The organism is Vibrio sp. 10N.261.46.A3 (assembly GCF_041472995.1).
GTDB classification, from domain to species: domain Bacteria; phylum Pseudomonadota; class Gammaproteobacteria; order Enterobacterales; family Vibrionaceae; genus Vibrio; species Vibrio coralliirubri.
In genome coordinates this window covers 38,063-58,269 of the sequence record NZ_JBFRRH010000027.1, presented here as the reverse complement: position 1 = coordinate 58,269, position 20,207 = coordinate 38,063, and the positions used below count along the sequence as shown (strand labels likewise).

19 protein-coding genes are annotated in these 20,207 nt (G+C 44.9%); 5 read left to right on the top strand and 14 right to left on the bottom strand.

Annotated features, from left to right (window positions below; genetic code table 11):
- Window positions 1-133: 133 nt before the first annotated feature.
- From ribBA to AB4484_RS07595, 10 genes are all read right to left on the bottom strand, one after another.
- Window positions 134-1,243 (bottom strand): bifunctional 3,4-dihydroxy-2-butanone-4-phosphate synthase/GTP cyclohydrolase II, encoded by a 1,110-nt coding sequence (gene ribBA / locus AB4484_RS07640; RefSeq protein WP_050644924.1) that lies wholly within the window; start codon window positions 1,241-1,243, stop codon window positions 134-136.
- Between the two features lie 108 nt (window positions 1,244-1,351).
- Window positions 1,352-2,008 (bottom strand): riboflavin synthase, encoded by a 657-nt coding sequence (locus AB4484_RS07635; protein ID WP_372077361.1) that lies wholly within the window; start codon window positions 2,006-2,008, stop codon window positions 1,352-1,354.
- 72 nt (window positions 2,009-2,080) lie between these two features.
- On the bottom strand, window positions 2,081-3,157 hold the full coding sequence (gene ribD / locus AB4484_RS07630) for a bifunctional diaminohydroxyphosphoribosylaminopyrimidine deaminase/5-amino-6-(5-phosphoribosylamino)uracil reductase RibD (protein ID WP_372077359.1): 1,077 nt from the start codon (window positions 3,155-3,157) through the stop codon (window positions 2,081-2,083).
- A 40-nt stretch (window positions 3,158-3,197) separates the two neighbouring features.
- On the bottom strand, window positions 3,198-3,647 hold the full coding sequence (gene nrdR / locus AB4484_RS07625) for a transcriptional regulator NrdR (protein ID WP_004734394.1): 450 nt from the start codon (window positions 3,645-3,647) through the stop codon (window positions 3,198-3,200).
- Between the two features lie 156 nt (window positions 3,648-3,803).
- Window positions 3,804-5,054, bottom strand: a complete 1,251-nt coding sequence (locus AB4484_RS07620; protein ID WP_086970732.1) for a glutamate-5-semialdehyde dehydrogenase — start codon at window positions 5,052-5,054, stop codon at window positions 3,804-3,806.
- Window positions 5,055-5,120: 66 nt separating this feature from the next.
- Window positions 5,121-6,305: a glutamate 5-kinase gene (gene proB / locus AB4484_RS07615; protein WP_012604650.1), complete on the bottom strand. Its 1,185-nt coding sequence runs from the start codon at window positions 6,303-6,305 to the stop codon at window positions 5,121-5,123.
- A 76-nt stretch (window positions 6,306-6,381) separates the two neighbouring features.
- Complete coding sequence (gene crl / locus AB4484_RS07610; RefSeq protein ID WP_017060787.1) at window positions 6,382-6,771, bottom strand: sigma factor-binding protein Crl; 390 nt, start codon at window positions 6,769-6,771, stop codon at window positions 6,382-6,384.
- Between the two features lie 144 nt (window positions 6,772-6,915).
- Entirely contained in the window at window positions 6,916-8,169 is a 1,254-nt protein-coding gene (gene frsA / locus AB4484_RS07605) for an esterase FrsA (RefSeq protein ID WP_372077357.1), read from the bottom strand.
- 89 nt (window positions 8,170-8,258) lie between these two features.
- Window positions 8,259-8,723, bottom strand: coding sequence for an oxytetracycline resistance phosphoribosyltransferase domain-containing protein Tet(34) (gene tet(34), locus AB4484_RS07600; RefSeq protein WP_009847475.1), 465 nt, complete (start codon window positions 8,721-8,723; stop codon window positions 8,259-8,261).
- Between the two features lie 84 nt (window positions 8,724-8,807).
- Window positions 8,808-10,097 carry an NCS2 family permease gene (locus tag AB4484_RS07595; protein WP_017060789.1) on the bottom strand — a complete coding sequence of 430 codons (1,290 nt, stop codon included), beginning with the start codon at window positions 10,095-10,097 and terminating at the stop codon, window positions 8,808-8,810.
- Window positions 10,098-11,161: 1,064 nt separating this feature from the next.
- On the opposite strand from AB4484_RS07595, the gene AB4484_RS07590 reads away from it, so the two are divergent.
- A complete protein-coding gene (locus AB4484_RS07590) occupies window positions 11,162-12,634 on the top strand; it encodes an aminoacyl-histidine dipeptidase (RefSeq protein WP_248384455.1) in 1,473 nt (490 codons plus the stop codon).
- Window positions 12,635-12,772: 138 nt separating this feature from the next.
- Here AB4484_RS07590 and AB4484_RS07585 read toward each other — a convergent pair whose 3' ends face one another.
- Window positions 12,773-13,312, bottom strand: a complete 540-nt coding sequence (locus AB4484_RS07585; RefSeq protein WP_048605541.1) for a DUF3332 family protein — start codon at window positions 13,310-13,312, stop codon at window positions 12,773-12,775.
- 271 nt (window positions 13,313-13,583) lie between these two features.
- Here AB4484_RS07585 and AB4484_RS07580 point away from each other — a divergent pair, with 271 nt between their 5' ends.
- On the top strand, window positions 13,584-14,630 hold the full coding sequence (locus AB4484_RS07580) for a succinylglutamate desuccinylase/aspartoacylase family protein (protein WP_017060792.1): 1,047 nt from the start codon (window positions 13,584-13,586) through the stop codon (window positions 14,628-14,630).
- Between the two features lie 203 nt (window positions 14,631-14,833).
- On the opposite strand, the gene AB4484_RS07575 is transcribed toward AB4484_RS07580, so the two are convergent.
- Window positions 14,834-15,151, bottom strand: a complete 318-nt coding sequence (locus AB4484_RS07575; RefSeq protein ID WP_017056240.1) for a DUF3622 domain-containing protein — start codon at window positions 15,149-15,151, stop codon at window positions 14,834-14,836.
- A gap of 355 nt (window positions 15,152-15,506) precedes the next feature.
- Between AB4484_RS07575 and AB4484_RS07570 the strand changes: the two genes are divergently transcribed.
- Window positions 15,507-16,514: an adenosine deaminase gene (locus AB4484_RS07570; RefSeq protein ID WP_372077355.1), complete on the top strand. Its 1,008-nt coding sequence runs from the start codon at window positions 15,507-15,509 to the stop codon at window positions 16,512-16,514.
- Window positions 16,515-16,582: 68 nt separating this feature from the next.
- On the opposite strand, the gene AB4484_RS07565 is transcribed toward AB4484_RS07570, so the two are convergent.
- Window positions 16,583-17,767 carry an NnrS family protein gene (locus AB4484_RS07565; protein ID WP_248402273.1) on the bottom strand — a complete coding sequence of 395 codons (1,185 nt, stop codon included), beginning with the start codon at window positions 17,765-17,767 and terminating at the stop codon, window positions 16,583-16,585.
- A gap of 288 nt (window positions 17,768-18,055) precedes the next feature.
- Between AB4484_RS07565 and AB4484_RS07560 the strand changes: the two genes are divergently transcribed.
- Window positions 18,056-18,610 carry a gamma-glutamylcyclotransferase family protein gene (locus AB4484_RS07560; RefSeq protein ID WP_372077353.1) on the top strand — a complete coding sequence of 185 codons (555 nt, stop codon included), beginning with the start codon at window positions 18,056-18,058 and terminating at the stop codon, window positions 18,608-18,610.
- A 46-nt stretch (window positions 18,611-18,656) separates the two neighbouring features.
- Here AB4484_RS07560 and AB4484_RS07555 read toward each other — a convergent pair whose 3' ends face one another.
- Window positions 18,657-18,989, bottom strand: a complete 333-nt coding sequence (locus tag AB4484_RS07555; RefSeq protein ID WP_017076243.1) for a tRNA-binding protein — start codon at window positions 18,987-18,989, stop codon at window positions 18,657-18,659.
- A 197-nt stretch (window positions 18,990-19,186) separates the two neighbouring features.
- On the opposite strand from AB4484_RS07555, the gene AB4484_RS07550 reads away from it, so the two are divergent.
- Window positions 19,187-20,185: a substrate-binding domain-containing protein gene (locus AB4484_RS07550; RefSeq protein ID WP_050644917.1), complete on the top strand. Its 999-nt coding sequence runs from the start codon at window positions 19,187-19,189 to the stop codon at window positions 20,183-20,185.
- The last annotated feature ends 22 nt before the right edge of the window (window positions 20,186-20,207 follow it).

Here is a 20,207-nt window from a genome sequence, read left to right as displayed (position 1 = left end):
TGTATTGAACGCGTATTGAGTCGAATTTGGCTACTTTGCTCTTTTGGCTAGATTTATCACCAAAAGAGCCACTGAAATCATCGGTAAATTATGTCGCTACAAACGGAGAAACGTCTGCTCGCTAACGCATGGCTTATTCGCAAACGTACTCAACAACGTTAAGACCAAAACCACCCAATGCGTGGTAACGCTTAGTGCTTGAAGAAAGCAGACGCATATCGTGCACGCCTAGGTCTTGAAGAATCTGAGAACCGACACCAACACGACGCGAGGTACCCTGCTTCTTCGCCATAGTTGGCTGCTCGTTCTTGTCTTGCGCTTCGAATGTCTTCACTTTGTGAATCAAAGAATCAGACGACTCTTCGTTGCCCAGAATAACCAACACACCGCCTTCGTCGCCAATGCGCTTCATCGCTTTATCTAGCGACCAGCTGCGTTCAGTACCACGGTCTGAATGAAGCAGATCGGTGAACGTGTCATGCAGGTGAACACGTACCAAAGGAGCACCTTCAGTTAGGTCGCCTTTTTGCATCGCGTAGTGGATCTGGTTATCAATCGTATCGCGGTAAGTCACCAGCTCGAAATCACCAAATTCAGTTGGTAAATGGCATTGTGCTACACGTTCAATCGTTGTTTCTGTGTTGTTGCGGTATTCAATCAAGTCAGCAATGGTGCCTAGCTTGATGTCGTGCTTTTCTGCAAACACTTCAAGGTCAGGGCGACGAGCCATGGTGCCGTCGTCATTTAGGATCTCAACGATAACAGATGCTGGCTCACAGCCTGCTAGACGTGCTAAATCACAGCCTGCTTCTGTGTGGCCTGCGCGTGTTAGAACACCGCCATCTTGCGCTGTCAGTGGGAAGATATGACCAGGTTGAACTAAGTCAGCCGCTTTCGCATCTTTCGCCACTGCCGCTTGAACCGTCACTGCACGGTCTGATGCAGAGATACCCGTCGTTACACCTTCAGCCGCTTCAATCGAAACCGTAAAGTTGGTGGTGTACTGTGCATTGTTGTCTTGAACCATAGGCGCTAGACCCATACGGCTTGAACGCTCTTTGGTTAGCGTCAGACAGATTAAGCCGCGGCCATACATCGCCATGAAGTTAATCGCTTCTGGCGTCACATGTTCTGCTGCCATGATCAGATCGCCTTCATTCTCGCGATCTTCATCATCCATCAGGATAACCATTTTTCCTAGGCGAATGTCTTCAATAATTTCTTGAGGAGTACTAATTGGCATTGTTCTATATCCTTTGAAATGGTTCTGCTTCCTAGAACCGACACTATTTAAACCTGATGATATTGCTTCGCTTTACAAAGTCTCGCTTTACGTACTTTGTATCAACGGTTAGGCAAAACCATTCTGCTGTAAGAATTCCATCGTTAATCGAGATTCAGGCTCAGACTCTTGTTGCTGACCTTGCAGTAAACGCTCCATGTAACGCACTAATACATCAACTTCTAGATTCACTTTACGACCGACATTGAATTGGTCGATGGTGGTTTCTGAAGAAGTGTGAGGGACGATAGTCAGCTTGAATGCGTTCTTACGTAAATCGTTCACCGTCAGGCTGATGCCATCAACTGTTACTGAGCCTTTTTGAGCCACGTATTTTGAGATTTCTGCTGGCATTTCTACCCAGAATTCAATCGCACGACCGACTTGATTACGTTCAACAATCTCACCCACGCCATCAACGTGACCAGACACGATGTGTCCACCGAAACGCGTGGTTGGTAACATTGCTTTCTCAAGGTTAACTTTATCGCCCGCTTGGTAATCGACAAAACCCGTTTTTTTCAGGGTCTCAAGCGAAAGGTCTGCACTGTAGCTGTGGTCGTTAAATTCAACCACCGTCAAACACACACCATTGGTAGCGATACTGTCGCCTAACTGAACGTCAGCCATATCAAGCTTGCCAACGTTAACCGTTACGGTGATGTCTTCTCCGCGGGGAGTGATTGCACTCAATGTACCTACGGCTTCTACAATTCCTGTAAACATTTTAAAACTCTTTTTGTTGTCAACGACATGTATGTAGTGAGTGTATTTATTCCCATTATAGTTTCGTTACTATCAGTTTCGAAATACGGGTTTCGCAACGATACGAATATCCACACCAACCTGTCGAACATCTTTAATTTCTAGGTCAATAACGTCAGACATTGAAGTGAGCCCTAATGCGCCCATCAAACCTCGTCCATCACTGCCCATAAGTTTAGGTGCTAAATAGAGGATTAGCTCATCCACCAGCTGTTCTTCAATCAAGCTTTTTGCCAATGTCGCGCCCGCTTCGACCCAAATATGGTCGATATGATTGGCAGGTAATTGACGCATCAGATCGTGCAAATCGAGCTGACCTGCATCTGTGGTTGCGACTTCAATATCAGCAGACACTTCCGCTACTCTCAACACGGATGTTGGAGTCTGGAATAACTTGAGTTCAGGACGCAGTTGGTTTTGACGATCAAGAATCACGCGAATCGGCTGACGCAGCTCGTCTTCAGCGTAATGACCTTTGATACCGCTTGGCAACTCTGCCCAACGAACATTCAACGACGCGTTGTCTTCAATCACCGTCTGGCTCGTTGATAACACAGCGCCTGATTTTGCTCGGTAGTTCTGAACATCACGACGCGCTTCTGGCGATGTGATCCACTGGCTTTGACCATTTTCCAATGCCGTTTGCCCATCAAGGCTAGCGGCCATCTTTAACTGAACGAATGGCATGCCAGTTTGCATACGCTTGATAAATGCAGGGTTCAAGTCAAGAGCGTCTTGCTCTAGTAAACCGATTTCAACCTCAATACCCGCATCGCGTAGCATTTTGATACCACGACCTGCGACTTTTGGGTTTGGGTCCTGCATGGCGCAAATTACTTTGGCTACTTGAGCCTTAATCAAACCTTCAGCACAAGGTGGCGTTCGACCGTAATGAGAACAAGGCTCTAGCGTGACATAAGCCGTCGCACCTTTTGCCTTATCACCCGCCATTCGCATGGCATGTACTTCAGCATGAGGCTCGCCAGCTTTGGCATGAAAACCTTCGCCAACGATCTGACCGTCGGTTTGTACAATGACACAACCCACATTCGGGTTGGGTGCAGTAGTGTAAATGCCGCGTTTGGCTAACTGAATAGCACGCGACATCATTTGAAAATCTAGGGGAGTAAAGTTTGACATGATTGAGGAGTTAATCCTCTAATTTAGCGATTTCTTCGCCAAACTCTCGGATGTCTTCAAAGCTGCGGTAAACAGAGGCAAAACGAATGTACGCCACTTTATCCAATTCTTTCAATTGGCCCATCACAAGATTACCAATCATCTCGCTTGGTACTTCACGCTCACCAGTTGCACGGAGTTGTGACTTAATCGTACTGATCGCAAGTTCAATCGCATCAGCACTCACTGGGCGTTTTTCTAGGGCGCGCTGTACACCCCCCACCATTTTATCTTCATTAAATGGTTCGCGGTTTCCATTCGACTTTATGACCTTAGGCATCACAAGTTCTGCCGATTCGAACGTAGTAAAACGTTCACTACATGCAAGGCATTGACGGCGACGACGAACCTGATGGCCATCGGCTACCAGTCTTGAATCGATTACTTTAGTGTCGTTCTCTGAACAAAAAGGACAATGCATATCACCTCCAAATAATTGAATATCAGTGTAACGGAATTGCCAAACGTTAGGAAAGAAAAAGGGCCAATTAAGGCCCTTTTGTGTGGTGATTCATTGATTATTGCTACTCGATCGCCATTTCAAAAATGAGCTGATGAGTAAAATTAACGACCAGCGTTAACCGCGGACTAAATAGTTCGCTTTACCTACCCATTTGTAGCTTGTCAGCTCTTCTAAGCCCATAGGACCGCGAGCATGCAATTTCTGAGTAGACACGGCGACTTCAGCGCCTAAACCAAACTGTGCGCCATCAGTAAAACGTGTTGATGCATTCACATAAACCGCTGCAGAACCAACAGAGTTAATGAAACGCTCTGAGCTCTCTAGGCTATTGGTCATGATCGCATCTGAGTGACTCGCGTTGTGTACACGCATGTGGTCAATCGCTTCTGCCACATCCGCGACTACTTTCACGCCTAACGTATAGCTTAGCCATTCAGTGTCAAAGTCGCCTTCAACCGCATCACGTTGGTCTTCAAAACCCGCTAGCAGTGATTTTGCACTGGTATCAGCAACCAAGGTTACCTTGCCCGCTAAACGCTGTTTCAGCTTAGTTAGGAAAGCTTCAGCAACCGCTTCATGCACTAGCAGTGTATCTAACGAGTTACACGCTGACGGGCGTTGAACTTTTGAGTTTTCGACAACATCTACCGACTTTTCAAGGTCCGCACTTTCATCAACAAAGATATGGCTGATACCAAAGCCACCGATGATTACTGGGATGGTACTGTTCTCTTTACACATCTTGTGCAGGCCAGCACCGCCACGAGGAATGATCATATCCACGTAGTCATCCAGTTTAAGCAGTTGAGAAACGAGTTCACGATCAGGCTTCTCGATGTACTGAACAGAAGCGGCTGGAAGCTCCGCTTTCTCTAATGCAGACTGGATAACTTTAACCAATTCCATGTTCGAGAAGAACGTCTCTTTACCACCACGTAGAATGCTTGCGTTACCTGTCTTCAGACACAGAGCTGCAATATCAATGGTTACGTTCGGACGCGCTTCATAGATAACACCAACCACACCAAGCGGCACGCGGCGGCGAGACAATGACATACCGTTTTCCAGTACTTTGCTGTCAATCTCGCTGCCAACTGGGTCATTCAGGCTAATCACGTTACGCACATCGTTAGCGATACCGGTTAAGCGCTCTTCATTAAGAAGTAGACGATCAAGCAGTGCGTCAGTTAAACCCGCTTCGCGACCTAATTCGATGTCTTTCGCGTTCGCTTCTAAAATCGTTGCTGCGTTTGCTTCTAGCTCATCAGCGATAATCGCCAATGCTTTATTCTTTTGCGCCGTTGATGCGGTCGCTAGGTGGAAAGCAGCTTCTTTTGCTGCGATACCCATGTTAGTTAAATCCACGTTTAACTCTCCCTAAATTCTGTCTGTCTTTGGATGCAAAAAGGCGATTCGCCTTATCATCACGAGCTACTCTTGGATTACAACTAGGTCGTCACGGTGAATGACTTCTGACCCATAATCGTATCCAAGGATGTCGCCAATATCTTTACTGTGTTTGCCTGCAATTTTTGCTAGGTCTTGGCTTGAATAACTGGCGATACCACGCGCAATTACTTTGCCTTTGCTGTCTGTGACTTGGGTAACTTCACCACGAGAAAATTCGCCTTTAACTCGAACAACCCCTTTCGCCAACAAGCTGCTGCCTTTGGTGTTGACTGCGTTTACTGCGCCGTCGTCAACCACGATGTCACCTGCTGAAGCAGGGCCCGCTAAAATCCAGCGTTTACGGTTTTCAAGCGCTTCTGCTAAAGGCAAGAAACGTGTGCCTTGCGGGTTGTCACTCAGTGAGTCAAACACCACATTTTCAGCACTGCCCGCAGCAATAATCACTTCGATGCCTGCGCGACGAGCAATGTCAGCCGCCTGCAGTTTTGTTGCCATACCGCCGGTACCTAACGTAGTACCGCTGCCGCCTGCGATCTTACGCAGCGTGTCATCAATGGTTTTCACTTCTTTGATGAGCTCAGCATTTGGATCTTTACGAGGGTCAGCCGTAAACAGGCCTTTTTGGTCTGTTAGTAGCAAAAGCTTATCAGCGCCGCACAAAATACCCACTAAGGCCGACAAGTTATCATTGTCGCCCACTTTAATTTCGTTGGTTGCTACTGCGTCGTTTTCGTTTACTACTGGAATAATATCGTGCTCAACCAGTGCGTTGATCGTGTCACGTGCATTAAGAAAACGCTCGCGATCATCGAGATCAGCACGAGTCAGTAGCATCTGGCCAATCTTAAGGCCATAGATAGCAAACAAAGACTCCCAAACTTGAATCAACTGGCTTTGCCCAACTGCCGCAAGCAACTGTTTGCTCGCCATTGAGTTGGGAAGTGCGGGGTAACCAAGGTGTTCACGTCCTGCTGCAATTGCGCCAGACGAAACCATAACCACAGAGTGGCCTTGTTTTTTTAATTCAGCACATTGACGAACCAGCTCAACCATATGAGCGCGGTCTAATGCCAGTGTTCCACCAGTTAAGACACTGGTACCCAGTTTAACAACGACAGTTTTACGCTGTGTTGTTGTCCCGCTTTGATGATTTGTTGTCATGAAGTCTTTTATGGATAAAACAAATAAGAGGTGATGTTTTAGCAATCAAAAGGGGAATTCACAAGCAGAAAAGGTGCGAAATCGCACCTTTTTGCTTTATATAGAAGAGTAACCTTTAAAATTAGACGAATTCGACAGACTCTTCGTCTAATTGGATACTGATTTCAAACTTACTTTGAAGTTCATCAACCAGTTTTTTGTGGAAGGCTTCTTGAGTTCGAGAGACCTCAGCGACCGCCTTTTTAGGTAACGGCAAAGAATCCCAGTTACCATCGATGTTGTACTTGCCGATATTGTACTTCGCCGAATATCCCTCTTCCGACTTATCCAATTCCAGCCACCAGCCCCAAAATTCGCGTTCTTCTGGTGATTTTTTATCGTTCACACATACAGACAAGCAATCAAAGATATAGTGGCCTTCTTCTGATTGCGGTTCCCTTAAATAAGGCCCGATCGCCTTTAAAACATTCAACAAGCGGTAATGCGTAGGTTGTTGTGTCACTTCTGACATATTGAATCTCCATTTTCAATGTTAAGAATGACGTTACTCAGACTGTTATACGTAGAAACTACGCATTTGGATTTTATAAATTATCTCTGAGTATCAGGTACTTAGTTTGTACACTTTTCATGCTTAACTAATTTAGGAGAAATGTCATCTAAATAATTCATCCTCAAGCCACTTTATCGCCAATTCGAGGGATTGCTCATAACCTTGTGTAATTGACTTAGCTTTGATTTTCTTCGCTTTTCCGTAATCACTGTAAATAGCAACCAGTTGATTATCCATTGGCGGTGAAACCGGGTCACCTTCCAGAGCCAATGCCAAGATAGGAACGCTAGTTTTACTGTTTGACAGCAAACCTTGTACCTTGAGTGACCACGCCATCAACTGCCCAGAAAGGCTATTGATATCAACTGCCCCTTTACCAAGACGCGAAGCCAACACATCTAGATGCATCTTAGGCATCTGTTTCAGTTTGTCGGCATGAACAAAGATGTCGTGAATTGGCGCGCCTAAAGAGATACACGCTTTAATCTTATGTTGCTCAAGGAAAGATAGTCTCACCATCGCATTGCCACCGAAGCGGAAACCAAACAAGCCGACTTTGTGGTGATCGACCCATGGGATGTTAGGCAATTCATTCAGCACCGCTTGGTGAAGACAAGATGAGTCTTCTGTTAACGGCCAATGTGCACTGTGCCCTATCGATGGCATGTCTACCGTTAGCATGGCAATATTCTTTGGAGCTAAGTAATCTCTAAACAAGCGCCACATATCCGTTTGCAAGCTATCTAGACCCGCACTGACAATCACAACTTGTTGTGGTTTATCTGTCTTGGTTAGGTGCAAGTTCGCTTTGATCTTCTTGTTTTGGTATGGAATATCAATCTGTTTGACGATCAACTTAGTGTGCTTGATCGCTTCAGAATACGCTGCGTTGGCCAGCACTTGAGCCTGAGCCGCCAAGTTGTCGTTCTTGAGGTGTGGGTAACCCGCAATACTGAAGCACAACGATGCTGAAAATAGCTCTTCAGCCATCTCTTCACCGCTCTTCTCATTAGAACGATTCTGATGCTGCATACCCAGCTTGGTCCATTCGTATGCCCAGTTACCACTTCGGTAACCCATGACCGTATCAAGCCACTCATCGGTTGTCCGAGAGTTATCTGATGACGCGATGCGAGCCAATACCGCTTCTTGCTCTATTGGATTAACGCCTTGCCATACCCACTGAAGACGTCTTAGGTTTCGATACCATGATGAGTTTTGCTGTTCACGCTTCTCATCCAATAACGCTTCAGAGCTTGGCATGTATTGTGTCAACATTGAGGTCTCTTTCGCCTGCTTGTGCTTTACAAACAAAGTTTCCGAAAGGTTCGAGCTCGTTTCTTCTGGTTCAGACATTGGGATACTTAATAAGAAATGGTTGTCACTAATAATATAAAAAAAAATGACCCTATAAAGGGTCATTTCTCAAAAAACTAAGTTTACGCTTATTTTGACTTGCGATTTACTGGCTCAACGTAGCTTAGGCTAGTATCCCAAGGTTGCTCAATCCATGTGTCTTGAGCGATATCAACAATGTACTCGTCTAGCAAATCAGCGCCAGATGGTTTTGCACATACAGCGATCAGTTTCGCTTTAGGGTACATTTCGCGAAGCTTACGTGCAGTGTCACCACTATCAACCAAGTCTTCAACGATTAGGAAGCCTTCGCCGTCACCTTCAGGTGCTTTAACTACTGTCATATCACGTTGGTGATCGTGGTCGTAGCTAGAAATACAAATCGTATCTACGTGACGAATACCTAGCTCACGAGCCAAGATTGCACCAGGAACCAAACCACCACGGCTTACTGCCCAGATGCCTTTCCACTGCTCTGCTGGCATTTGCTTTTCAGCAAGTTGACGGCAGTAAGTCTGCATGTTGTCCCAAGTGATAACGAATTTGTTGCTCATAGTATAAAACCTAATAATTTTGTCATGTTATTAGAGGCTATTTCAAACATAGCCTCTTCAGCGATTAAGCAGAAATCTAGACGATTAAGCGAAAATGTATTTAAGAATAAAGATAGCCGACATTACCCACACAGCAGGTGAAACGTCGCGACCTTTACCACTTAGCAGCTTAATTGCAGCGTAAGCGATGAAACCTAGTGATATACCCTCAGCGATAGAGTACGTCAGCGGCATAAGCAGACATGTTACCACGACTGGTGCTGCTTCCGTAAGATCACGCCAATCAATGCCAACTAGGCCAGACATCATCAGAATTGCTACATAGAAAAGTGCACCTGATGTTGCGTAAGCCGGAATCATACCTGCAAGTGGCGAGAAGAAAAGAGCCAGTAGGAATAAGATACCAACAACAACAGCCGTTAGACCGGTACGACCGCCTTCAGCGACACCCGCAACACTCTCAACATAAGAAGTAGTATTTGATGTACCTAGCAGTGCACCAATAGATGTTGCTGTAGAGTCAGCAAGCAGTGCTTTGTTCAAACGAGGTAGTTTGCCGTCTTCTTTGATTAGGTTTGCTTTCGTTGCAACACCAACCAGAGTACCCGCTGTATCGAACAAATCGACGAACAAGAATGCGAATACCACTGAAATCATACCGATTTCAAATACCGCAGAGAAATCAAGCTGCATGAATGTAGGAGCAAGGCTTGGTGGTGTAGACATGATGCCGCCGTATTGAACGTCACCAATAACAATGCCAAGAGCTGTGATAGCTAGAATCGCAATCATTACTGCGCCTTTCACGCCACGGTGAACAAGAGCAATCGTTAGGAAGAAACCAAGTGAGCCTAGGATAGGAGCAATCGCGGTAATGTCGCCCAGTGAAACTTTAGTTGCTGGGTTAGAAACAACGATGCCTGCATTGCTAAGCGCAATGAACGCTAGGAAAAGACCGATACCTGCAGAGATACCAACACGCAGAGACATAGGGATCGAGTTGATAATCCATTCACGGATCTTAAAGATACTTAAGAAGATGAAGATTACGCCTGATACGAAAACCGCTGCCAGAGCAACTTGCCACGTATAACCCATACCCATTACAACAGCGTAGGTAAAGAATGCGTTCAGACCCATGCCTGGAGCTTGAGCAATTGGGTAGTTAGCAACAAAGCCCATGATGAAACAGCCAATAGCAGCCGCTAAACAGGTTGCTACAAATACAGCGCCATGGTCCATACCAGCATCAGCTAGAATCATTGGGTTTACAAAAATGATGTAAGCCATTGTTAGGAAGGTTGTTAGACCTGCGATGATTTCAGTGCGCACATTGGTGCCATTTTCACTGAGTTTGAATAGCTTTTCGAACATTATCGAATCCTATAAGGGTAAAAAGTAAACGGTTGCGTAATCGATTGGCTGTGGATTATAAAGTTATCAAATAACAAATTCCAGATAGAATTAAGGCTCTAATCGATATTTATCAGAATGCCGTATGAAACAAAGCGATTAAAAATGAAGATATCATCGATAAATAACCATTAAAAACAAACAATTAACAACAATAGACTCACTAAAACTAGTTGGTTGTTTTTTCTACCATCGGTTATTTTCATTGATAATCTAGCCAGTAAATTCTGAATTCAAACCCACAATAGTTATGTATTTTTCAACAGGATCAGTAATAAGGCGCAAATTGATATTTCGGCGTTTAAAAAACAACCACGCAGAACAGCAAGGAAAGTGACAAGCGAAAGCGGTTTGGAAAAGTAGCAGGCAAAAAAAACGCCACTCAAAACTGAGTGGCGGTAGAATCTGTCAACCAAAAGGGCTGTAAAAGAATTCCAATATATAGGGGTGAACAAAACTGTTCGAGTTACATGCTTACGGTATTAGTAACCAAAGCTTGTAGGGTATGCAAAGTTGCTAGTGTAAACAGAGCTGTTAATCCAGAACATTGCAGATGGTAAACCTTTCATAACTATCACCTTAATAAATCAATAAAAAACGAATTTGATTTCTCGGTTCCTTGGAGGCGATAAAACGGACTCATCCTTTGAGCATTTACTCTTCATCTCAGAAGTTGGTTATTAATATACCCTAAAGAAAAAAGATTACAAGTATTTTTTGCTATACGTCACACTTTTTGCCATTTATGGTTATTTTGCAAACTTATTCTCGTAATTAAATTACAGAACAGAATTAAACAAACGTTTGCTTGCGCCATTTATAAGCATCCAGGCGCTTAATTGTGATCAGGTGGACAAGATCGCTTTCAAAATTTGAGCTATTTGAGGTTTAGAACCGCTACTCGTCAAAACGCTCAAGTGGTATGCTGTTGCCATCAAAACAGACCCATATTTTAGATTTTTGTTCTAGGTTTTTACCCATACAAAACCTAAATATATGGTTATTAAATAAAAAAGGAGTCATCCGTGTCTGAATTCCATTCTGAGATCAGTAAATTATCCCCTGCCCCTATCTGGCAGTTCTTCGATAAGATTTGCTCAATCCCACACCCTTCTAAGCATGAAGAAGAGCTTGCTCAATACATTATTGCTTGGGCAACCGAGCAAGGCCTAGATGTACGTCGTGACCCAACGGGCAACGTATTCATCAAAAAGCCAGCAACGGCGGGTATGGAAAACAAAAAAGGTGTAGTGCTACAAGCTCACATCGATATGGTTCCACAAAAGAACGAAGACACAGTTCATGACTTCGCTAAAGATCCAATCCAACCATACATTGATGGTGAGTGGGTTACAGCTAAAGGCACAACGCTTGGCGCTGACAACGGCATGGGCATGGCTTCTTGCCTAGCGGTTCTTGCTTCAAACGAAATCCAGCACGGCCCTATCGAAGTTCTACTAACAGTAGATGAAGAAGCAGGCATGACTGGTGCTTTCGGTCTTGAAGCGGGTTGGTTAGAAGGCGATATCCTTCTTAACACCGATTCAGAGCAAGAAGGCGAAGTGTACATGGGTTGTGCTGGCGGTATCGACGGCGCAATGACATTTGAAATTGCTCGTAACGCGATTCCAGCTGACTTCGTAACACGTAAGCTAACGCTAAAAGGCCTAAAAGGCGGTCACTCTGGTTGTGACATCCACACAGGTCGTGCAAACGCAAACAAACTGCTTGCTCGCTTCCTAGCGGGTCACGCGAAAGAGCTAGACCTACGCATCGTCGAATTCAAAGGCGGTAGCCTACGTAATGCGATCCCTCGTGAAGGTTTCGTAACGGTTGCTGTTCCTGCTGAAAACCAAGAAAAACTGGCTTCGCTATACAACTACTACACAGAGCTGCTTTCAACAGAGCTAGGTAAAGTAGAAGACAGCATCGTGACTTTCAATGAAGAAGCTTCTGTAGAAATGGGCGCACTTGCGTCAGCAGACCAAGCTCGCTTTATCGCGGCACTTAACGCATGTCCAAACGGCGTGATTCGTATGAGTGACGAGATTGAAGGTGTCGTTGAAACGTCTCTAAACGTAGGTGTTATCACAACAGAAGAGAACTCAATCACAGTGCTTTGCCTGATCCGTTCTCTTATCGATTCAGGTCGTAGCCAAGTAGAAAGCATGCTTCACTCTGTTGCTGAACTAGCAGGCGCTAACATCGCGTTCTCTGGTGCTTACCCAGGTTGGAAACCAGACGCAGATTCAGAAATCATGCATATCTTCCGCGACATGTACGAAGGTATCTACGGTCACAAGCCAAACATCATGGTTATCCATGCTGGTCTTGAGTGTGGTCTATTCAAAGAACCTTACCCGAACATGGATATGGTTTCTTTCGGCCCAACCATAAAGTTCCCACACTCTCCTGATGAGAAAGTGAAGATCGACACCGTTGAGCTATTCTGGAACCAAATGGTTGCATTGCTTGAAGCGATCCCAGAAAAAGCTTAATTCGATAAGCTATGTTTGTTCAGTAAATGGTGTTTTACAGTAAACACCGTTTATCGACACTAAATAAAACAGGTACTCAATGAGTACCTGTTTTTGTATCTAATCTTTGTAATCGACTATTTGTGACTAAAGAAGCAATTAAGCGCGTGAAGCCGCGTAGCTTTCTAGCTCATCAATTGAAGTTTGTGCCACAACTTCGCCATCGATGAAGTACGTCACCATCTCGCCATCACGAACACCGATTAACGTCGCACGCTCACCAGACTGGTAAGTAATGTCCATTTGGATCGTGTTTTCATCAATCTGCTGCATTTGACCTTTTTCGATCACATCTGCACTCGTGATAGGACCAACAGGCGCTTCCGTTAGAGACGGGTCTAACTGATGGTTAATGTCTAGGTAAGTGTCAGTCTTTGTATCAAAGATGTGCGGAGCACCTGTTAGTGGGTTGCTACCTGTCCAGAACTCTAGTGAGTTGAATACTAGGTAGTCGGCAGCAACTGTTAGACCGTATGCAGGTGCAAGTAGCATGTTCAAACCACCACGAGCGTAACGGTTATCAACAGCCTTGATGTTGAACTTCATTAGGTAACCCGTTACTGCGTTGCTACCAACACAACCAGATAAAGCAACAGATACCACCGCTAGTGCTACAACTTTTGAAATTGTTTTTTTCATTTTGATCTCAATATTTGAATTTGGCCGCCAAAAAATGGCGGTGGATAATACCAACGAACTGAGTAACAAATATCAGCGCTAAATCAATGTATTGTCAGAAAATTCACAATTTGAAACACCCTTCAATTAGCCAAATAAAAAACTGAAACCAATTCAGAAGCCCCTTCATAAAAAACTTTTGTCGTCACCGTAAAGCGATTGATTCGTACTAAAAATCAACGATTGCTACATTCCGTGTTAACGAATTATCACCATGTTGAGAACAACCTAAATGGCAAGACTAAAACCTAATCAACCATTCGAATTACTTGGTTATACTGTTCAGCCAGGACAGCGAATGGAGATTGAACTGCAAGCGGCTCAGCTTTACACGCATTCTCCACTTTCGATCCCGATTGAAATTATTCACGGTCGCCAAGCAGGCCCAACACTGATGGTAAATGCGGCTATCCACGGCGATGAGCTAAACGGTGTTGAGATTGCACGACAACTGACCAATGCGATTGATCCAAAGAAATTGAAAGGGACATTAATTGTTGTGCCTATCGTTAACGTGTTTGGCTTTATCCATAAATCTCGTTACCTACCAGACCGTCGTGACCTAAACCGTTGCTTCCCTGGCAGTGAGAAAGGATCGTTAACATCACGCATCGCTTACACCTTCTTCGAGAACGTGGCAAAGCACTGTGATTACATTCTGGATCTACACACGGGCGCGATTCACCGTACCAATCTGCCACAGATTCGTGCAAACCTATCGAACCCTGAAACACTGCGCATCGCAAAAGCGTTCGCAACACCCGTGATTATTGATTCTCCACTGCGTGACGGTTCACTGCGTAGCGAAGCGGAAAAGCTGGGTATTCCTGTATTAACTTACGAAGGTGGTGAAGCACTGCGTTTTGATCACCTAGCGATTCGTGCGGGTTACCTTGGCGTGCATCAAGTGATGAAAGAAATCGGCATGCTGCGCCCTAACCGTAAGAAGTTACCAGAGCCAGTATTGAGTAAATCCACCAGCTGGATCCGCGCGGAATCAGACGGTATTTTGCGTAACATGGTAAGACTTGGCGAACAAGTTGAAGCAGGACAAACCCTTGCTTACATCAGCTCTCCATTGGGTCACCAAGAAGGCCAAGTGATCACAACCAAAGGCGGTATCGTGATTGGTCAGCAAACTCTACCTTTGGTCAACGAAGGTGATGCTGTGTTCCACATCGCTTACTTCAAGCAAGACGATGAAGAAGTCGGACAATCAGTAGAAAGCTACATTGAAGAAGTGGCAGAAGACGATTGGCTAACTGCGCTGAATAACTGATCAGACAATGCTTAACAGTTTAAGAGCTCGACGTTAAAAGCGAGAAGCCAACATAGTGCTCTTAAACACAATAAAACAGAACTCCACAAACTAAAAAGCCCCAATACACTTTTAACTAGAAAGAAAAAAGTTGTATCGGGGCTTTTTTTTCACAAATCCCTTATCTTAAAATTAAGGGATCTATAAATTAGTCATGCACTGAATTACTCAGCGTCTTCTTGCTCTTCTGCACGAGCTTTAGCGCGCGCTTCACGTGCTTGCTCAGCTTTAAGCTCTTTAGTGTGACGTAGTTCGTCACGCTCTTTACGCTGCTCTGATTTACGCTCGTTACGTTCAGCTTGGTTAGCGATGAAAGATGCTAGCTCTTTCTCTGCCCACTCTTGTGCTAGAGCTTCAGTTTCGAAACCAGACTCACGCTTAGATACTGTAGTGCTGCGAGACGTTACTTGACGAGTAATCTCTGCACACCAACCGTTGCGTTTTTCTGTAAGGCGGATATCAAATTTTTTGTTCTTAGACATGTTCTATTTTTTCCTAAGGGAGATCATTAAGGGATCGGTCAACTTTGATAACTCCATCTAAGTGAGCATCTTTTAACACCATCCCTTGGTAAGCGCGGTATTAGAGCACAAATCAATGAATATTGCTGCAAATATTTGCAGCGGATCACACTCCAATGCTGCAAATCGTTTGCGCCTGATTTCAATTGGTTCGTAACTTCCAATTCACCATCAACTTCAGCCCTGTTTTATCGACAACAATGAAATGGACTATGCTCAAACAGAGATAAATGAAAGAGATAACCTGCTTACTCAGGTTCATAGACTCTACTCTCTCACCTACTCCGCTCATAATTAAAATAGCTAAGGAGTTGCTATGGATAGCTTCATCAAAAATTTACCGAAAGTTGAGCTGCACTTACACATAGAAGGCACACTAGAGCCAGAGCTGATGTTTCAACTCGCCAAGCGTAATAACGTGTCGATTCCCTTTGAGACTCCAGACCAAGTTCGAGACGCATACCTGTTCCACAATCTTCAATCCTTTCTCGATATCTATTATCAAGGTGCAAACGTACTGATTCATGAACAAGATTTCTACGATCTGACGTGGGCTTATCTGTTGAAGTGCCAGCAAGATAATGTGGTTCATACTGAGATATTCTTCGACCCTCAGACTCACACTGAACGCGGCATTGCCTTTGAAGTCATCATCGGTGGGATTACTCGAGCTTTGAATCAAGCGGAGCAAGAACTTGGCATCAGCAGCCAACTGATCATGTGCTTTCTGCGTCATCTCGATGAAGACAGTGCTTTTGAAACACTCAAACAAGCCCTTCCCTATAAAGATAAGATCATTGCCGTTGGGTTAGATTCATCAGAACAGGGCAATCCGCCAGAGAAGTTTAAACATGTATTCCAAGAGGCGATCAACCAAGGCTTCCTGACTGTCGCACACGCCGGAGAAGAAGGCCCAGCACAAAATATTATCGACGCAGTGAGCTTGTTAAGCATTACCCGAATTGATCATGGCGTTCGCTGTGTAGAAGATGAATATTTGATGGAACAGCTAATAGCAAAACGTACACCACTGACCGTCTGCCCGCTATCGAATACCAAACTCAAGGTGTTTGAGACCATGCAAGAACACAACATCGTCGAATTGCTGAGAAAAGGGCTGTGCGTTACCATCAATTCCGATGATCCGGCTTACTTCGGCGGCTACATGAATGATAACTTCCTCGCGGTCGCCAATGCTCACCCAGTAACCAAAAACGAATTAGCGCAGTTTAGTATTAATGCCATCGAAGCCAGTTTTATCTCACCTCATGCCAAAGAAGACCTCATCACGCAGGTACGCCAATACCTTGCTGCGAATACTTGATGAGTTATGACGATCAAAAAGGGAAGCTCTAAGCTTCCCTTTCAATATGGTTCGATAACCCATTTGCCTTAGCCCGGGTGACCATCCACTCTTGGCGTTAACAGCATCATGCCGAACTTCCAGATAAACAGCCCGAACGCTAACGTCCATAAACCCGCGCTGATGTTAACCATCTCAAATAAATACGCAGGGAAGAATGTCACACCTAAACTACGAACGAGTGCCGCGATAAAAATAGCCGAGAACGCCAAAGCCATACTTGGCCCTTTATAGATAGCACGGCCGGTATGTCCCATTGTCACTCGCGTAATCATCGCCAGAATCAAACCACTCAAACCGCCAATCGCAAACAAGTGCAGCATGTTGTGGCTCGCGAACGGGTTGTCTAGCAAACCGCGTAGCAGCAAGCTGAGAGGGATACATAGATAAGCCGCATGCAGCGACCACACTAAAGGTTCTGATAGCGTTGTCCAAGGTTTCCAGCGGATAAAGCGCACCAACTGAGTCACACCTGCAAACACCATCAACTCATTACCTACTTGAGCAAAGGTCAATGGGAAGAAGCTCAACACAAATAAACCAACCAAAGGTAGATTGGCTAACCATTCCAACCAAACCAGTGGTTGTGCTTTTTCAAAATCAAAGCGACGCGCTGTGAAGAATGGGATAACTCGCCCACCCATCACTGATAGCAGCAAGGTAAACCACCACAACATAGCCTGCCAAACTGCAGACGATGGGAATGGAGGCATGCCCTTAATGGTCGCGTAACTAGCAAAGTTCGCCACGATAGCCAATATAAACAGCGGCACAAAGAACAGGTTCTTCCAGCCTTTCGATTTAACAACTCGGAAACCAATTTCGTAGGCGGCGAAGATTAAGAACAGCGCCTCAACCGACGAGATCAGCCATAACGGAGCGGGGGTCCAAAATAGAATACGAGGTGCGAGCCACAAACCGACTAGCGCAGCTAATCGATAGTGCTTGGTACCGTTGACACCCGTCCACGTTTGTACCGCCGTTAACACAAAACCAACCACTATCGCCATTGAGAAACCAAACAGCATTTCATGTACGTGCCACCAAAGCGCCGGTACTTTTAGCATTTCAGGCTGACCGTTTTGGAACATGATGACCCAAGCGACAATCGCGATCACGGCATAGAGACTGCCTAAAAAGAAGAAAGGTCGAAAGCCTAAACGCAGGTAGGCTGGAATCGCGTCTTCTACACTTTTATCTGTGATATTTAACAAACTCGCTCCTAATTCTCAGATAAGCGGCCAAGGTATTACCTAAACCAAATTTGCTGTGCATCAAATCCGATGCAATATGCAGATTACATTGCATGAAACGCGCCAATTAGATAAAACCAGTAAAAACAGCAACTCGCGAGATTCACTAGCCAATAAACAAGTCAGAAAAACACAACCGAAAGAGTCATAAAGACATATAGATGTATAAATAGAAACTTACTGACTTTTGGTATCTCGCCACATATAGTAAGACTAGACTTAAATGGAACAACTCAGACAAGGAATGCGATGTATATTTTTGGTTATGGCAGCTTAATCAACTCATCTTCACGCCAGCTTACCGGTCAGACAGGACAAGCGATCCCTGCGATTGTTCATGGCTTAATTCGCCATTGGAGCAAGATCGATGACAGCTATGTGTTATCACCTTTGATCGTCAATCTTGGCGAAGGACAAGTGAATGGTGTGTTGCTTGAGGTGGATGATATTGCACTGGCTGAGTTTGATCGCCGTGAGCGTGGTTATCACCGCATCGAATTAAAGGCCTCTCAGATAGAAAGCCAAGATGAGTTCAAACAGGATCAATCGATCTGGGTTTACATCAAAGACGAGATTGAAGCTCCTTGCGAAAACAGCCCTATCGTTCAAACCTATGTCGACACGGTATTGGCAGGATGTTTAGAGGTGTCAGAAAGCTTTGCGGCGCACTTTGTTAAACACACACAAGGTTGGCATCACCCATTAGAAAATGATCGCTACCAACCTAAATACGGTAACCTTGCTGGGGTTTCCGATCACCACCACAGTGTAATCGATGGTTTGATACTGACCGTGCGCAGCTAGTTGATTTAGGTTGGTGAACCCATTGGCTCACCAACCTAAAGTGAGCTTAAACGACACGAATACCCGCAGGCATCACACGTTCAGGTGTTAGCAATACACTTTCAGATTCATCTTCCGTTTCTGCACATAACAACATGCACTCAGAAGTGTGGCCTCTCATCTTCGCCTTCGCTAGATTACACAAAACAACAACCTGCTTACCCATCAACTCTTCTTCTGTGTAGTAAGGAACTAGGCTGGTCACCGTTTGTAGCGTCTTCTCACCAACATCCACTTGCACGATGTACAGCTTGTCGGCGTTTTCATGACGCACAACCTCAATGATCTTACCCACACGCATTTCTAACTTAGCAAAGTCACCATAAGAGACAGTATCCATTTCTCACTTCCTATATTGATTTGTTTTCACTCATTAAATCATTTACTAAAATTAAGTAAAATGTAAATGTTTACACTAGCATTAAGCCTAATAATTACAAGCGGTAAAGATCTCATTACTGGAAGTAAAATGAGAGTTTCGTTGCCTTGCACTCATTGTCGGTGTTAAATAGATGAAGCAATGTATAGAGGTTAAAAATGGCAACAATTAAAGATGTAGCAAAGGAAGCTGGTGTTTCTGTTGCAACCGTATCTCGAGTGATCAACAAGTCTCCCAAGGCGAGTGCAAGCTCGGTAGAGTCTGTAACGAAAGCGATGTCTAAACTCGGCTATCGCCCGAATGCCAATGCTCGAGCGCTGGTAAGCCAAAGCACGAACACTGTTGGTGTATTGGTCGGTGACATCTCCGATCCCTTTTTTGGCACGCTGGTTAAGGCTGTCGATAATGTCGCTCGTGAGAACGGAAAACATATCCTTGTCGGTAATGGCTCACACGATCGTGAAGAAGAGAGACAAGCGATTGAGTTGCTGATTAATAGCCGTTGTGACGCCTTGGTGATCCACTCAAAAGGCCTGACAGACGAAGAACTGATCGCCTATGCAAAAGAGGTCAAAGGCTTAGTGCTGATCAACCGTTATATTGCTGAGATTGCCAACCGTTGTATTTTCTTGGATAACAAGAAAGGCGCGTATCTTGCGACGGAATATCTGATCCGTCATGGCCATAAGAACATTGCCTGTATCGCCTCATCGCATAGCATTGAAGATGCCGATGAGCGTATCCAAGGTTACTTAGCGGCACTCTCAGATTACAAAATAGCGCTATCTGACAGCTATATTGAATACTCAGCGCCCACCAGTAACGGTGGCGAATACGCCATGACTAACCTTCTGACTAAGTCACTGCCAATCACTGGCATTGTGGCGTACAACGATTACATGGCAGCAGGTGCTTTGTCTGTCCTTGATGAAAACGGTATTCAAGCGCCAGACAAAATGTCGATCATCGGTTTCGATGATGGCTTGATTGCCCGCTATGTTCATCCAAAGCTCACCACCATTCGCTACCCGATTCAGATGATGGCAGAGAAAGCGACACGACTCGCGCTGCACTTAGCCAAAGGTGAAAACACCTCTACTGAACCAATGATGTTCTCTCCAACTCTAGTACGCCGCAATTCGGTAGAGAAAGTCTAAGTTCTGGTCTGGTCTGGTCTGG